Below are 14,750 nucleotides of genomic sequence, written 5' to 3'. Positions count from 1 at the left end.
TGAGCCATGCAGGAAACTTTGGGAAGTTTGCAAAACGCAAACACGAGGGTTTACGGTGCGGCTCGGCTTGTTACCCGAGTGCTTGCAAAAGCGATCCGCCCTAAAAAACCGCTTCCTTTTCATGAATGGCTACCAAAGAACATTGAGCTTGTAGATGGTCCAAGGCGCGGAGAGCTTTGGAATGCAAAAGATGCGCCGTACTTGCCGGAAATTGCAGAGTGTCTGTCAGCTGATCACCCTTGCAATTACGTCTGCGTGCGCAAATCCCAGCAGACCGGTGTTTCCATCCTGGGGCTTTCCTGGAGCATCTATTTGGCGGAAAACGCGCCAGATAATATCTTGTATGCCGTGCCGGGCGATCAGGCGCTGAAAGAAACCAACTCCATGAAGATCATGCCTTTGATTGAGGCATGGGAGAAGCGCACATCCAAGCGGGTGATTGAACCTGTTGCGAGCCGCAGCGGCAAAGGATCAACCACCTTTGAGAAGAAGTTTCCAGGCGGCGCGTTGTCCTTGGCCAATGCCAACTCGGAAATGGACCTTTCCTCCAAGACGATCAAGTTTGGGGTGAAAGACGAGGTTTCCAAGTGGGAGGAGACCGACAATGGCGGCGATCCGGAAGAGCTTTTCTTTGGTCGTTTCACCGCGTTTCGCCGCGAGAAGTCCTATAAGATCTTTGCTCTTTCGACGCCGGAACATGACAGCGGGGATGAAGATGGCGAAGGGCCTGGCCATTGCCGCATCGACCGGGATTTCAAGCGCTCAGATCAGCGGTTCTGGCATATCAGCTGCCCGTCCTGCGAGTTTGAGCAAAGGCAGGATTGGAGCGGGTTTCAAGTCAACCGAGAGAACCCAGAGGAGAGCACCTACCTTTGTGAGGAATGCGGTCACTCCATTACGGAAGCAGAGCGGGTTGTTGCTGTTCGCAAAGGTCGTTTTATCGCGACTAAGCCAAGTGAAGGACGTCAACCGGGTTTCCATGTAGATGCGTTTTGCTCCTTGATGATGAGCTACGGCGATATTGCACGGGATTACATCAACGCTGAAAAGCGCAGCGAGGCTGCCAAAAAGAACTTCACCAATCTGGTGCTTGCTAAGGCCTACGCCATGCGCGGCAATGCTCCCAAACATGAACGACTTATGGAGCGGCGTGAACAACTGGAGCGTGGGAAGATCCCAGCAGAGGGCCTGTTGTTCGTGGCTGGCGCAGATGTTCAGCACTACGGCATCTATGTGGAGGCAGTGGCCTTTGGTGATGATCGGCAAAGCTGGTGTGTGGATGCGCACTTCTTTGAAGGTTCAACAGATGACATCAAAGCGGGTGCATGGCTCAAGCTGGATACGTTTTACAAGCAAGGCTTCAAAGATGCCTGGGGCATTGAACGCCGGTTGGATGGTCTGGCGGTGGATGCTGGTGACAGTGGTCGTATGGAGCAAGTCCTTAGCTGGTGCAGAGCAAGGCCAGATACCTACGCCATCAAAGGCCAAGGGGGACGAGGTGTTCCTGCGATCGGGTTGCCGCAAAAGAAATCAGTCAACAAACGGGGCAAGCGCGTAAAGGTACGCGGCTCGCAGCTTTGGCCGGTTGGAACGTGGGGTCTTAAGCACGAGTTCTTCGGTAGTCTGCACAAATCTGGCATGGCTGCGGGCGCTGAGTGTGATCCGCCTGGATATTGCCACTTTGGCGTTTGGCTGGACGAAGAGTACTTCCTCCAGATCACTGCTGAGTACTTTGATCAAAAACTGGTCAAGGGCCGGTTGAAAGAGGAATGGAAGAAGTCCCGAAAGGACAACCACTTCCTTGATTGCCGGATCTACGCCATGGCGATTGCCGAGCATTTGGGCCTGACCTCTAACACCGACAATGATTGGGCGCGGCTGCGAAAGCGGTTGGTGCCTGAAAAGGAACTGGACTTGCTCTCGCCTGAAGTTGTGAAGGCAAACCAGGCAGACATTCCCATCGAAACATCACAGACAAAGGCAGCTCCAGCTCATGACAAAGGATGGGCAGAGAGGCAGGAACGCATCAGGAAGAGGCGCGAGAAATGGCGAAACCGTTAAAAGCGCTTGGTCGGTTGCTTAACCGGGGCGACAAACCTGCTCTTACCGATAAGGGACCAGGACAGGTTGCAGTGCGCAGCGTCAGTCGATATCTGCGTGATACCCGCTCTAAGGTTCTGGCAACACGTCCAGCTTCGCTCACAAACAGCCGGGATGATATTCGTTTGTCCTGGCGTCGCTGTGCAGGTCTGGCGCGAGATATCATTCAAAACTCAGGCCGGCTTAAAGGGGCCGTTGACCAGGTAATTGCAGATACGGTTGGTTCTGAGTTGTTGCTTAACCCCAAGCCGAACTTAAGCGCTGCGGGCTATGACGCGCAGGAGACAGCTGAATGGTGCCGGATTGTTAAGCAGCGCTGGAAGCGGTTTGCCTGGAACCAGGCTGAGTGTGACATGCGCGGCAAGTTCACTCTGCCTCAGCTGGTTGATTGCTCTTTACGGGACTACATCACCTTTGGCGAAGTCACGGGCATGCTTGATTACATGGGCGGTGCGCAGCGGGCTCGCTACGGCATTAAAGCCGGCACAAAGCTTTGTTTGTTCTCACCTCAGAAGTTGGTTCAAGACACGCTGGAGCATGACCGTCTGTTTCAAGGTGTCTTCCATGATGAGAATGGTCGCCCAATATCCTATCTGATTGAAGAGGCGAGAAACGGTCAAACCGTCAAGACGCGGTATAACGCTCGCGATTTAGCGGGGCGGGCTCAAGTCCTACATATCTTTGATCCAACATGCGCAAGTGATGTGCGTGGGATCTCTGTTCTGGCGTCTGCCTTTAGAAAACACATCCAGCATGAAATGCTTGAGGATGCCACGCTGCAAACGGCGATTTTGCAAACCTTGTTTGCCGCTGTTTTAAAGAGTGAGTTACCATCAGAAGAAGCATTTGCTGCAATTGAAGCCATCGCCAAAAGCTCTGAAGATTCTGAGTATGTGGAAGAGTTTGCTGGTTATCTGTCTGGCTCATTGGCGAAAGCTGCAGAAAGCTCCGTGAGTTTGGGTAGTGATCCAACGGTGTCACATATCGCGCCGGGCGAAGATTTTGAAATCAAGACAGCTGGTACACCGGGGCCTCACTATCTGCCGTTCTCAGGTTCACTTGGGCGGGAAATGGCACGGGCGATTGGGATTACCTATGGTGGCCTCACCATGGATTATTCCAATGCCACTTACTCCAGTGTGCGCATGGAAAATGCGAGCATCTGGCCGGTTGTGACCAGGCGGCGAGAGCGCATTGCTGCGCCAACTTATCAGGCTGTTTACGAAAGCTGGCTTGATGAGGAAGTGGGAGAGGGCCGTATCCCGTTCAAGGGCGGATATGAAGCTTATTCGGCTTTGCGTGAGGAAGCATCCTGGGCTCAGTGGCAAGGTCCAGCCAAACCAACGGCAGATGATGCAAAAAGCGCCAAGGCTTCCAGCACTCGGTTGGAGAATGGCACTTCGTCCCTTGCACATGAATGCTCTGAGATGGGCATTGATGAAGAGGAGCTGTTTGAGCAGCGCCTCTCAGAGCACCGGCGTTATCTCGAAGCTGGCATGCGCTCGCCTTATGAGCCGAAAACTTCACAAGCAACCGAAGTCACTAATGATGGAGCACAAGGGGTAACCGATGAATGATCAGGTCAAAATCGGTTCTGACATGGTCTCAATCAATCAGCCTTGTGCCATTGCAACCGCGCTTCGCAAGATTGAGCTGGTTGTGGCCTCTGGTGGGCGCCGGGAAACCGTTCGCTTTGGGCGCGATGAAGTGACGTACTCTGCCGCCAACCTGCCAGCTCTGCAAAAACTCATTGCTCAGTATGAGGCCAAATGCAGCTTGGCTGCTGGCGGTAAGGTTCTTCGCCGAGCGCGCTCAGTTCGCTGGTGCTGAACCCAACCTTTAAGGATTTTCAAAATGCCGGAAATTTTACAGGACGGCGAACTCATTCTTTATGGGTTCGTTGGTGAAAGCTATTGGGGTGAAGGCTTTACAGCGCGGGAAGTGCTGAACGCTCTTGCTCTGCATGGCCGTGATGAGCCAATCGCTGTGCGGATTAACTCAGGTGGCGGCTATACCGATGAAGGCATTGCCATCTTCAATGCATTAAAGACGCATAAGGGCAAAGTGTCCGTCATTATTGACGCAATGGCTGCTTCCGCTGCCTCCGTTATTGCCATGGCTGGTGATGAACGGACCATGCGCACCGGGGCCATGATGATGATCCATGACCCGGCTGGAGAAAAACGCGGCACTGCGGCAGAGCATGAAGCGATGGGCGAGCTGCTGCACAAGCAAGCCGATCTGCTTGCAGGCATATACGCAGATGTAACCGGAAAGACAGCTGAAGAGCTACGCCAGATGATGGTTGAAGAAACCTGGATGAATGGCAGTGAAGCTCAGGCTCAAGGTTTTGCAACCGTTGATGAGGCTGCTCAGGCCGTGAGTGTATCTGCCTTTGACTACCAGACTTACAACTGCGCGCCCGACACTTTGAAACAACTTTCCAAGACAAAGAACTGGAGCGCTGAAGCTCAGCGCTCTCCGGCGGCATCCGTCGCACAAACGACTGTCAATCAGGAGATACAGCCTATGACGACACAACCTGCGGCGGATGCCAACTCCGCCAGCCCTAACACCGACAAGACGCAGTCAAACGCTGCCGATGAGGCAACAGCGGAACGTGAGCGCATCGGTAAGATCCTCAATTGTGATGAAGCTGCTGGCCGCACCGAACTTGCGAAGTACCTCGCGTTTGAGACCTCAACGAACTTTGAAGATAGTCAAAAGGTGCTTGATAAGGCAGCTAAAGCTGGTGAGGGCAATGCGCCGAAGAGTGACGGACAAAGAACTCAGGCCAGTACTTACGAACAGCAGCGTCTATCTGCTAGTTCCCAAGCATCTAGTTACAGCAACCCATCAGATTTGACCGACGATGACAAAGGGACACGCCTGGTCAATCGAGCAAAGAGCATGTTTGGAGGTGCTAAATGAGCCAGCTGGCTGGAAATACCAATCACGGAACGTCTCCCGTCGATAATCTTCATGGTGGGAACGTTAAAACCCAACCTAACACAGTTGCCGCAGGTACTTATAAACGCGGCCAAGTGCTTGAGTATGACAGTGCCAACAAGGTGTTTGTTGCGCTTACCGATGCGAGCAAGGCCAGTGTTGTGATGACCGTTGGCATTACGCTGGAGGCCGACAGCTCCATGGGCGTTTACGTTCAAGGTGAAGATTTCAACCTAAATGAAATGTACTTTGGTGGCCTGGATGCTGAAGTGGTGAAACAAGCGCTACGCGGCAACGGTATCTTGGCGCGTTATTGGCAAGCGGCTTAAGGAGATTACGTTCATGGATATTTACACCCTAAGCGATCTGATGACCGTGATCGAAACAATTTTCACGCCTAAACGGCATTTCATTGATAAGTTTTTCAAGCTTGAGTATCTCTCCGACAAAGAAGAGATCCACTTTGATAGTGTATTCAGAGACCAGGTATCTCTTGCACCTTTCGTGATGCCTCTGAATGCGGGCAAGCCGCAGGAGCGTGCTGGATATACGGCTAAATCTTTCAAACCTGCTTATGTGAAGCCGCTGAATATGATCAAGCCAAACGATGCTGTTACGCGTATGGCTGGTGAAAAGTTCTCTGGTGAACTTACTGCTATGGATCGGTTTGAACGTGCTGTTTCCATCGCCCTGTATGAGCAAAAAATGCAAGTTGAAGCGCGATGGGAATGGCTTGCGCGTTTCGCTTTGAAAGACGGCAAAGTCACTATTGCTGGTGAAGATTATCCCGCTCGCCTGGTGGATTTTGGCCGTGCACCTGAAATGGTGGACTTGATCACTGATGATGACCAGAAATGGTCCAATGCTGACTACGAGCTTTTCTCTCTGCTGGAAGAAGGTTCTGCGGAGGTTGCTAAAAAGACAGGGTCTCGGGCAACAGAAGTTTATATGGCGCCGGATGTGTGGCGACATTTCAAAGTGAATAAAAGCGTGAAGGCAGAGATGGATCTGACCAAGCGCAATGACAGCACTTTGACGGCGTCCCCATCTGCAACAGATCCAGAAAATCCAGTTGAGTTCAAAGGAACCGTTGGCAACTTTAACATCTATGTCGATCACAGCACTTATCGTGATGTTGATGGGACCGAAAAGCCTTATCTGGAATCCGGTGAAGTCATGCTGATTGCACCAGTTGGTGAAAGTGGTACCTCTGGCGTTTACGGGGTTCGTGCATTTGGCACCATCATGGACAAAAAGGCTGGTCTTCAGGCGATGCCTATGTTCCCGAAAGTGTGGGAGCAAGACAATCCGTCCATTGATCAGGCAATGACGCAGTCCGCACCATTGATGATCCCTGGTCGACCGAATGGTGTCAAAGTCTGGAAAGGGGTGGTCTGATGGCTGGAGCAGGTACAGTCAAAATCGCAACTGCTCGGTTACGGACCTCTAAAGGCGTGATTAAGCCCGGTGAGCAACTGCCGACAGGTTTGAAAAAGGCTGAGCTAAGCAAACTGGATGCCTTTGGCGGACTTACTGAGGTTTCACTTCCTCCGAAACCAACAGCTGTGCAGAGTGACACCTCTGGGTCTCAAGGTGGTAAGTCAGCAAAGGGTCAATCTGGAGAAGGTGATGGCTCTGGTGGCAAAAATCCAGAAGACCAAGCCAGCACTGGTGGCTCAGCACAGGACTGATCATGTCAGAACTTGATGACCTTCGGGCCGAACTCACCGAAGAGGTGGATGGCGTCATGGGAGAGCCGGTTTTGCTGGCTTTCCTTGATGGTGAGCAGCAAAGCGATCCTACCCGCGAAAACACGGCGCTGAACGCGGTCTTGCGCAGTGGTGCAGGGCATGTGTTCAACCTTTCCAAGGGATCGAAAAAAGAACGCACCAGCCTTTCTGCTGAACCATCCTTTTTAGAACTTGCCCGCTCTGATTATGACGGACCGATGCCCAGGGCTGGCGACAAGGTGCAAGCCCTCGCGCGCGCTGGCAAGCCGTGGTTTGAAGTCCTTGATGTTTCTGATCGCGGTGCTTCGCGCATCATCTTAGAACTTGGAGAAGCCTGATGTCTCTTGCCCGAATTGCTGTGCGTTACTGCGTAGTGGAGGCGCTCAAAGCTGCTGGAACACTGGTTGGTACCAATATCCTTGATAGTAAGGTAGCTGCGCTTCAGGTGAGCAGTGACGGCAGTCTGCGCACCGATGAAGAAGGCCCCTTCATTGCCGTTTACACGGATAGTTCCAAGGCGGCTGAGCTGAGTGGGCGTTCGCTGCGCATGAATGGTCACCTGGATCTGGTCTTTAACTACGGCATTACAGCTGCAATGACCCAGACCAATGAGAAGGGTGAGAGTGTTGTGGTTGGGCTGGAGGTGCCTGCAACCAGTCCTAACTTTGAGTTCTTTCTTGATGCCTTAACCCGGCAGATCAAGTTTACTCTTCTTGATCCAACCAACCCATGGTCTGAGCTGCTGAAGGGCTTTGCTCCTGATTTCACCTCTTGTGAAGAGATGCGCCATGGCAATGTCCGCGATGGGGTGCGATTGGTAAGCGGTCAGTTGCGATTGACTGTTGAGCTGGTTGCAGATCCGGTTCCCGGCGCAGCGCTGCCGGAGACCGGGATCTGGAGCCGGTTTTTTGCAAAGCTTGCCGAGACGGATCCTGAGCACTGTGAGCGCTTGCAAAGTTTACTTGCCTGGGATGGGCAAGCGCAGGAACACCAGTTGCTCTCACTTTATGGTCTGACTGGCCTTGAAGCTGATGCCTTACATCTGACCAGTGCATCTGCGCTCAACCCTTCAGCTGCCTTTTCCAATGACCTACCGGAGAGCTCTCATCGCGCCGGTTCCCCCTAAAATGGAGCATGTGCAATGGCGCAGGATATGCCGGACCTATTTGCCGAGCTATATTTTGAGGTTACTGAGATTGAGCGCCGCCTTGCCAATCGTACGCGCGAAGGAGTGATTGCTGAGGTTGATGCGGCCAAAGGTAAGGCACGGGTCAGGTTGACGGATTCTGATACGCCCATGCTGACGGGCTGGCTTCCTTGGACGGAGCCGGCAAGCGGGGCCAATAAGACCCACAACCCGCCCTCAATAGGTCAGCAAGTCTCTCTTACCAGTGAGAGTGGGGATTTAACCGATGCCCGCATTGGGGCAGCGCTTCCAAGTGACGAGAACCCAAGGCCGAGTGCAAAAGGGGATGATCACGTTCTCGCGCAGGTCGGGGCGACAAAAATAATCATTTCAGGTGGCGGCGATAAACTCCAACTCAGCGTAGGCAATGCGTCCATTGCTCTGGTTGATGGGCAGATGACTTTCAGCGTTGCCGGCACCTCCATCACCTTAACGCCGTCGGGCATCACAACCGCAGGTGATGTGGACTTGAACTCCGGCTATGTGAAGTCGGAAGGCACCACAATTGATCACACCCACATTCATTCTGGAGTGACACCTGGTCCATCAAAGACTGGGACTCCTGTTTAATTGGAGAACACTATGGAAAAGAAACGCTACCGTGTTTTGAGAGCAGGCTTTTTGCATGGCACCTATCGCCGGGAAGGTGAAGAGGTTGATCTGTTTGAAAAACAGGCCAAAGTTGATCTTCCGCCGCTTGGTAGCCGGCTTGCTGAAGTGAGCACGAAGACCACGAAGCCAGCAGCTGCAAAAGGCAAGGCTTCCTCCCGCAAGGCCGGATAGAACATGGCCGGCAAAGACCTTGATGAGATAACAGGCGGGGAAGTTTCTGGTTGGGCTCACGTGGTCCAGTCCATCAACCGGTTGTTCTCAACTCCAAAAAACACGCGGGTTTTCCTGCGTGAGTTTGGATCTGATCTACCAAACTTGGTGGATGTGCCGTCCAATGATGCAGGTATTCTGGCGCTTTTTGTGGCTGTGGCCACAGCACTGGAACAATGGGAACCAAGGTTTTCTCTCAGCTCATTGAGCGTTTCGCAGGTCGGACCTGGCAAAATCCTCTTAAACCTGGTTGGTACCTATGTGCCAAGAGGTCACCAGGGCGACACAACGCCTGAAGGTGAGACCCAGACCCTATCTGTGCCGGTTGCCGGCCTTTAACTCCTTACATCAGGATATCACCATGAGCCGCTACGCTGCGCTTGATCTGGCAACTTTGCCAGAGCCCTCCGCCGTGGTGGAGCTGGACTATGATGCCTTGCTTGAAGCCCGCCTTGTTGAGCTGGACCGTCATTTGCGTGATGGTCGCTTTGAACAGGCTGAAGCTGATGAGATCATGGCACTGGCGCGCTCCATTGCCGCTTCGCCCGCACGCTATTTGAGTGAAGCTGGCGCTTCTCGCGAGCTTTACATGAACGCGCGCATTAATGCGGCAGTGAAATCAGTTTTGCTGGCGACTGCAAAAAGATCAGATCTTGACCACCTGGGAGCAGGCCGCAGTGTTACCCGGCTGGTGCTCGATGACAGTGACCCAGACAATATCATTTATGAGGATGATGAGAGCTACAGGGCGCGTATTCAGCTGGTACTGGAAAGCTACTCGCCCTATGGGCCGGAAGGCGCTTATGTGTACTGGGCTTTGCAAGCCTCCGGTGACGTGCTGGACGTTGTCCCTTATGGGCCTGATGACAATCTGGACCCGCCAGTTCCGCCTGCTGAGCCTGTGATTTGCGTTCTTTCGCGAATTGGAGACGGGGCTGCAAATGCGAAGCTGTTGGATCGTGTTTATCAGAACCTGAAAGCTGATAAGCGCCGGCCTGTGGGTGATAAGCTGACGGTGATCTCTGCAACGCCTGTTCATTATGAAGTGGAAGCTGAGCTGCACGTGGTCTCTGCCTCAACAGCATCTATCGTTGAAGAGCAGGCACAAGCCACTTTGCAAAAATTCATCTCAACCCGCCTTGCAATCGGTCGCCCGCTTTACCGAACCACTCTTGCAGCTGCTTTAAAGGTTGATGGTGTGGAGGAGGTGCTCATCACAAAGCCTGAGGCTGATGTGATGGTAAGCCCTTTTGAAGCACCTTTTGCAGCCTCAGTTAAAATCACTGTTTCCTCCATCACCGGAGGGTGGCGCAATGTCTGATGAGCAGCCTTCACGCCGAACCATGCTGCCGCCCAACTCTGCGGCTGTTGCCGTGGCGCTGGATCTTGTTGAGGATCGCATGTCCGGCCTTCCTGCGGACGTCATCCGCGATTGCCTTGACCCATTGAGGGCACCGGCGAGCTTGCTCGATCATTTGGGCTGGGAACTGTCTGTTGATGTGTGGGACCGGGCATGGCCTGAACAAGTCAAGCGCAGGGTGCTCTCCATCTCTGAAGAGGTGCATAAATACAAAGGCACTCCATATTCAATCAAGACTGCGCTCAAAGCTCTTGGGGTCACAGCGCACTTGTTGGAGTGGTGGCAGGAGGGCGGCTCCGGTGTTCCTGGCACGTTTGAGATTACAGCTTATGCAAATGAGCAGGTTTTCGCAGATGGGCCGGTGCTGGATGCCAGATTGCAGGAAAATATCCTGAGCACAATCTCAGCAACCAAACCCAAATCGCGGGGCTTTAGCTTCCAGATTGGTGCGCAGTTTGAAAGCTCGCTCAGCATTGGCCTTGCGGGCAGGTCTAACGCTTTCACGCAGCCCATGGGCGCAATGGTTCTTCCTCAAAGCGGGGCGATGCTGGGTGCGGGCACAATGGCGCGTAGCGTGGCTTTTTTACCCAAAACAGCCGAGCCGGTTTTGCCGCAGATGGGAACAGACCTCGGCTGCGCTGCGACTGCTCGTGGGCACTCATTCCTTTCACTTCATGGAGAGCTTTTGACATGAGCCTTAAGGCCATCAATCCAACACTCACTCGTGCCGGCATGCGAGCAATATTTAGTGCTTCAGATGCTGGACTTCATGCCAGGATCACACATCTGGCTTTTGGGAGTTCGCGTTATTCGCCGGCGGGTGATGAAACCAGTTTGAAATCAGAAAAAGCCCGTGTCGAGATTATCGGATCTCGCTATCTGGATGATTTTCAAATGGAGATCACTGCCCAGATTGACGGAGACACAGGGTTCACTCTGGCAGAACTTGGCGTGATGTTAGAAGACGGTACGTTGCTGGCTGTCTGGTCTGACCCTGATACGCCTTTGGCTCAGTATACACCTGGCGTGCCGATCTCGTTTTCCTTCGTGCTTGCTCTAACCGGCCTTCCGCAAAACGTCATCCAAGTTACAGGCGATGTGGATCTTCAGCTTTTCTTTGGGGAAGAGTTTGCTGGCTCGGCCACTTCTATGATCGCCCTTCAACTTGAAAACTTCCTGCTGAACCAAACAGCGCGTGGTTTGAGCAAGGAGCTTTCTATTGCTCAAACCGCTCGTGCTGAGTTGCTGCGCCGCCTGGAGGTGGTGGAAGCAAAAATAGACCAGCAAGCTAACGCCCACACCGAGCAGCTTACTTTAGATGCTTCAATCACATCCTCACTCCTCACAGTTCAACGCCACACTATTGAAAAGGATCAGTTGCAATGAGCCTGACACAAAGCCTGAATGAGGTGGTTCAATCCACTAAAGATCTTATCGAAACGGTCAAAACAACCTACTCGCAGCACGATGTTGAGATCCAGAAAATTTTGGCAGTCGCGCCCGAGCTACAACGGGTATTCTACGTGGATGCCGTAAATGGGTCTGATGAGAACGACGGATCTGAAAACGCTCCCTTCAGACGCCTAAAAAAAGCTGCTGACTTGGTTCCTCGTCATGGTCGTGGCCATATCTATTTGCTAAGCGACTACCACATGACAGAGCCCGTTTTTGCGCATGATTGTCACCTCAATATTTTTGGCAATAAAGATGTTTTTCGCAAGGTGACGTTCGAGCAGTACTCTCATGGAACAGATGGCAATGATTATCGCGCATTCCAAGGGTTCCGTTGGGTTGGTTCTGGCTATTTCAACTTCTGTTACCTGGATATGGTATTGCCGGTACTTGACCCGCAGTATAACGGGCTTCCGACCAGTAATTACGCTTCCATTGTAAGCTGTGCAACCTCTTCACATACAGGCAACCAGGGTGTGACATTCCGTTATGGAGACATTCGCATCCCAACTGCTGAAGAAGGCACACCAGCCGGTCATATCCTTGGGCACTATAGCCCAATTAGTGTCTACCTCTCCAATGTGACTGCTTCAGGGGCAAGTCTGAAGGAGCGTTTCAGCAGAAATGATCGGGCTCGCTCTTACACCATGAACTTCAACTTTGATGAGCTGCCTTAAGCTTAAATCAGTCATCCTTTTTTGCCCCTCTATCACGAGAGTAAAACTATGTCAGATTACTACGATCAACCTGAAGGCCAGAGCCTGAGTCTGAAGCATGCAGGCCGATCTTTCATCGCCTGGGGCGAAGCAGAGCTAAAAGCTGCTGGCGTGCCTCAGGCCGCCATTGATGAAGCCCAAAAAGGTGCTCGTCTTACAACCATCAAAGCGGAATGCCGCAAGCGCATTTATGCGCAGGCAAGCTCTGAGACTCAAATTAACATGGCAACGGCTGCTGCTGCCATTGCTGGCAAAGCCGTTGCTGATCGAAGCGCTGAGGAAGCCACGCTTTTGACCAGCACCAAGGCTGCTCTGGATTGGGTGGGCGCTATGCGCTCCAAATGCCTGGAGCTTGCTGAAGGTCCTGGCACCGATTTTACGCTGGATGCGAGCTGGCCGGAGTGCCCACCTGAAGTGGTTGCTCTGACAGAGCAGTTCTAAACCCGCGCCTCTCATCTTTGAGTTTTATCCGTATCCGGCCTTTTGGGTCGGATTTTTTTATGGAGATTTGAATGGCTGATGTCAGCTTTCATCACGGGGTGCGGGTGTTTGAATCCGCTGAAAACCCGATCCTGATTGAAATTGCCCAAACCTCTACCATCGCGTTGATTGGTACTGCTGAAGGGGCCGATGCAGAAGCCTTTCCCCTAAATGAGCCGGTGTTGCTGCTGGGAGACCAGAGCAAGGCGGCAAAACTTGGGGAAGGCAATCTACGTGATGGTGTGGATGCGGTGTTTAAACAGGTGGGCACTTATCTGTTTGTGATCCGCGTTGCAGAAGGTGCAAATGCAGCTGCAACACTTTCCAACGTGATTGGCGATGCCTCGGCACTTACGGGCATTCATGCACTGAAGAAGTGCCAGCCAGCTTATGGGCTGAAGCCACGCCTCATTGCCATTCCCGGCTTTACGGGCAGTTTTGAAGACAAGGGCCTGCAATCCATCAACGTGACCAATGGTGGGGCCGGATACACTGATGCCACAACGGTGAAAGTCACTGGCGATGGTACTGGGGCTGAAGCAACTGCAATCCTCTCAGAAGGGGCGATAACTGAGGTTGTGATCACCAAAGGCGGGTCAGGCTATACCAATGCAGCCATTACCTTTGAAGGGGATGGTAACGGGGCTACTGCAACAGTTAACATTGGTGCGGTCGGTGATCCGGTGATTGCCGAGCTGGGCGGTGTCCTGCATGAGCTGGAAGCCATTGGCATCGTGGATGGACCTGATACCACCGATCAAGACGCGGTGAACTTTAAAGAAGTGAACGCCCATCCGCGTATTTACATTGTTGATCCAAAGGCGGGTGACTGGGACACGGATCTGAACGCCAATCGGTTCAAACCGGCTGCGCCCTACTTTTGCGGCGTTCAGGCAAATACGGATCGCACCAAAGGCTTCTGGTGGTCACTTTCCAATAAGCCAATCAACGGCATCACCGCAGTGTCCCGCCCAATTGCCTATGGACCGCAGACCGACTACCTCAATGAACGCGGGATTGCGACCATCATCAATGATGGAGAAGGGTTTAAGACCTGGGGCAATCGGCTTTCTGGCGGGGATGATCTTTGGCGCTTTATGTCTGTGCGCCGTACGGCGGATTTTATCAATGCTGCCATCCTCAGCGCTTACATGGAGTTTGTTGACAAGCCGTTCTCCAAAGCCAACCTGCGGTTCATGGTTGAGAGCGGGAATGCCTTCATGGCCAAGCTCAAGGCCGAAGGGGCAATCCTTGGTGGTCGCGTCTGGCTGGATATGGAACGCAACACCAATGAAGCCATGGCAGGTGGCAAAATCACGCTGGCCGTGGACTTTGAACCGCCAGCTCCCATGGAAGATATCCGCTTCATCGCTCACCGCAACATCACCTATTACACCGAACTTTTGAACGGTGTTCTGACCACCTCCGTTTAAGGAAACCCCATGAAAGAGACACCGCAATACATCTTGCGCAACTGCACCATTTTCGTGGATCGCGATTCCAAAGTGGGCAATGCAAGTGAAATCACCATTCCCAAGCTCACGGTGAAAACTGAGAGCATGCGCAATGCCGGCATGATCAAAGAGCGTGACGTGGTCCTTGGTTATGAGAAGCTGGAAATGAGCTTCAAAATGACAGCCTTTGACCCGGAGACGTTGAAACTCTTCGGGCTGGCTGCTGGGGTTGAGAAGGACTTTTTGGCCACTGGGGCGCTGGTTGATGAGGATGGCACCTCGCACAGCGCCACCTGTTACATGCGCGGCTTCCTGCGTGAAGTCGATGCCGGTGGCTGGAAGCCCGGCGATAAATCTGAGACCGATTATCAGGTTTCCGTCCACTCCATGAAACTGGAAATCAATGGCGCTTCTATCGTTGAGATGGATGATTTTGACGTGAAAATTGGCGGTGTGTCGCAATATGACAGCATCCGCAGTGCTCTCCAGCTTTAAGGGATC

At 52.8% G+C, this 14,750-nt stretch carries 19 protein-coding genes; all 19 read left to right on the top strand.

Features of this window, described 5'->3' with window-relative positions:
- Nucleotides 1–6 precede the first annotated feature (6 nt).
- The 19 genes from BM231_RS21265 to BM231_RS21175 all read left to right on the top strand — a co-directional run bounded on the left by BM231_RS21265 (nucleotide 7) and on the right by BM231_RS21175 (nucleotide 14,744).
- A complete protein-coding gene (locus BM231_RS21265) occupies nucleotides 7–2,061 on the top strand; it encodes a terminase gpA endonuclease subunit (protein ID WP_093522638.1) in 2,055 nt (684 codons plus the stop codon).
- Complete coding sequence (locus BM231_RS21260; RefSeq protein ID WP_093522636.1) at nucleotides 2,046–3,677, top strand: phage portal protein; 1,632 nt, start codon at nucleotides 2,046–2,048, stop codon at nucleotides 3,675–3,677. The genes BM231_RS21265 and BM231_RS21260 overlap by 16 nt, the downstream gene beginning before the upstream one ends.
- The gene (locus tag BM231_RS21255; RefSeq protein WP_093522634.1) at nucleotides 3,670–3,930 is read left to right on the top strand and encodes a hypothetical protein; all 261 of its coding nucleotides are present in this window, start codon (nucleotides 3,670–3,672) and stop codon (nucleotides 3,928–3,930) included. Before BM231_RS21260 ends, BM231_RS21255 begins: the two co-directional genes overlap by 8 nt.
- A 24-nt stretch (nucleotides 3,931–3,954) precedes the next feature.
- Nucleotides 3,955–5,031 carry a head maturation protease, ClpP-related gene (locus BM231_RS21250; RefSeq protein ID WP_093522632.1) on the top strand — a complete coding sequence of 359 codons (1,077 nt, stop codon included), beginning with the start codon at nucleotides 3,955–3,957 and terminating at the stop codon, nucleotides 5,029–5,031.
- Complete coding sequence (locus tag BM231_RS21245) at nucleotides 5,028–5,378, top strand: hypothetical protein (protein WP_093522630.1); 351 nt, start codon at nucleotides 5,028–5,030, stop codon at nucleotides 5,376–5,378. Before BM231_RS21250 ends, BM231_RS21245 begins: the two co-directional genes overlap by 4 nt.
- A gap of 13 nt (nucleotides 5,379–5,391) precedes the next feature.
- The gene (locus BM231_RS21240; RefSeq protein WP_093522628.1) at nucleotides 5,392–6,447 is read left to right on the top strand and encodes a major capsid protein; all 1,056 of its coding nucleotides are present in this window, start codon (nucleotides 5,392–5,394) and stop codon (nucleotides 6,445–6,447) included.
- Nucleotides 6,447–6,740: a hypothetical protein gene (locus BM231_RS21235; RefSeq protein WP_093522626.1), complete on the top strand. Its 294-nt coding sequence runs from the start codon at nucleotides 6,447–6,449 to the stop codon at nucleotides 6,738–6,740. Before BM231_RS21240 ends, BM231_RS21235 begins: the two co-directional genes overlap by 1 nt.
- Nucleotides 6,741–6,742: 2 nt before the next feature.
- Nucleotides 6,743–7,117, top strand: a complete 375-nt coding sequence (locus BM231_RS21230) for a hypothetical protein (RefSeq protein ID WP_093522624.1) — start codon at nucleotides 6,743–6,745, stop codon at nucleotides 7,115–7,117.
- Nucleotides 7,117–7,905, top strand: a complete 789-nt coding sequence (locus BM231_RS21225) for a hypothetical protein (protein ID WP_093522622.1) — start codon at nucleotides 7,117–7,119, stop codon at nucleotides 7,903–7,905. Before BM231_RS21230 ends, BM231_RS21225 begins: the two co-directional genes overlap by 1 nt.
- Before the next feature lie 15 nt (nucleotides 7,906–7,920).
- A complete protein-coding gene (locus BM231_RS21220) occupies nucleotides 7,921–8,535 on the top strand; it encodes a phage baseplate assembly protein V (protein WP_093522620.1) in 615 nt (204 codons plus the stop codon).
- Between the two features lie 12 nt (nucleotides 8,536–8,547).
- Complete coding sequence (locus BM231_RS21215) at nucleotides 8,548–8,748, top strand: hypothetical protein (RefSeq protein ID WP_093522618.1); 201 nt, start codon at nucleotides 8,548–8,550, stop codon at nucleotides 8,746–8,748.
- 3 nt (nucleotides 8,749–8,751) lie between these two features.
- Nucleotides 8,752–9,126 (top strand): GPW/gp25 family protein, encoded by a 375-nt coding sequence (locus tag BM231_RS21210; protein WP_093522616.1) that lies wholly within the window; start codon nucleotides 8,752–8,754, stop codon nucleotides 9,124–9,126.
- Nucleotides 9,127–9,148: 22 nt separating this feature from the next.
- Nucleotides 9,149–10,108, top strand: coding sequence for a baseplate assembly protein (locus tag BM231_RS21205; RefSeq protein WP_093522614.1), 960 nt, complete (start codon nucleotides 9,149–9,151; stop codon nucleotides 10,106–10,108).
- Nucleotides 10,101–10,841: a phage tail protein I gene (locus BM231_RS21200; RefSeq protein ID WP_093522612.1), complete on the top strand. Its 741-nt coding sequence runs from the start codon at nucleotides 10,101–10,103 to the stop codon at nucleotides 10,839–10,841. Before BM231_RS21205 ends, BM231_RS21200 begins: the two co-directional genes overlap by 8 nt.
- On the top strand, nucleotides 10,838–11,533 hold the full coding sequence (locus BM231_RS21195) for a phage tail-collar fiber domain-containing protein (RefSeq protein ID WP_093522610.1): 696 nt from the start codon (nucleotides 10,838–10,840) through the stop codon (nucleotides 11,531–11,533). Before BM231_RS21200 ends, BM231_RS21195 begins: the two co-directional genes overlap by 4 nt.
- Nucleotides 11,530–12,276: a hypothetical protein gene (locus tag BM231_RS21190; protein WP_093522608.1), complete on the top strand. Its 747-nt coding sequence runs from the start codon at nucleotides 11,530–11,532 to the stop codon at nucleotides 12,274–12,276. Before BM231_RS21195 ends, BM231_RS21190 begins: the two co-directional genes overlap by 4 nt.
- Before the next feature lie 48 nt (nucleotides 12,277–12,324).
- Nucleotides 12,325–12,756, top strand: a complete 432-nt coding sequence (locus BM231_RS21185) for a hypothetical protein (protein ID WP_093522606.1) — start codon at nucleotides 12,325–12,327, stop codon at nucleotides 12,754–12,756.
- A 71-nt stretch (nucleotides 12,757–12,827) separates the two neighbouring features.
- A complete protein-coding gene (locus tag BM231_RS21180; RefSeq protein WP_093522604.1) occupies nucleotides 12,828–14,228 on the top strand; it encodes a phage tail sheath C-terminal domain-containing protein in 1,401 nt (466 codons plus the stop codon).
- 9 nt (nucleotides 14,229–14,237) lie between these two features.
- Nucleotides 14,238–14,744: a phage major tail tube protein gene (locus tag BM231_RS21175; protein WP_093522602.1), complete on the top strand. Its 507-nt coding sequence runs from the start codon at nucleotides 14,238–14,240 to the stop codon at nucleotides 14,742–14,744.
- Nucleotides 14,745–14,750 lie beyond the last annotated feature (6 nt).

Source organism: Pseudovibrio ascidiaceicola, assembly GCF_900114245.1.
Lineage (GTDB): Bacteria > Pseudomonadota > Alphaproteobacteria > Rhizobiales > Stappiaceae > Pseudovibrio > Pseudovibrio ascidiaceicola.
Note: the sequence above shows the minus strand (reverse complement) of the source record. Positions and strands in the feature narration are given on the sequence as shown.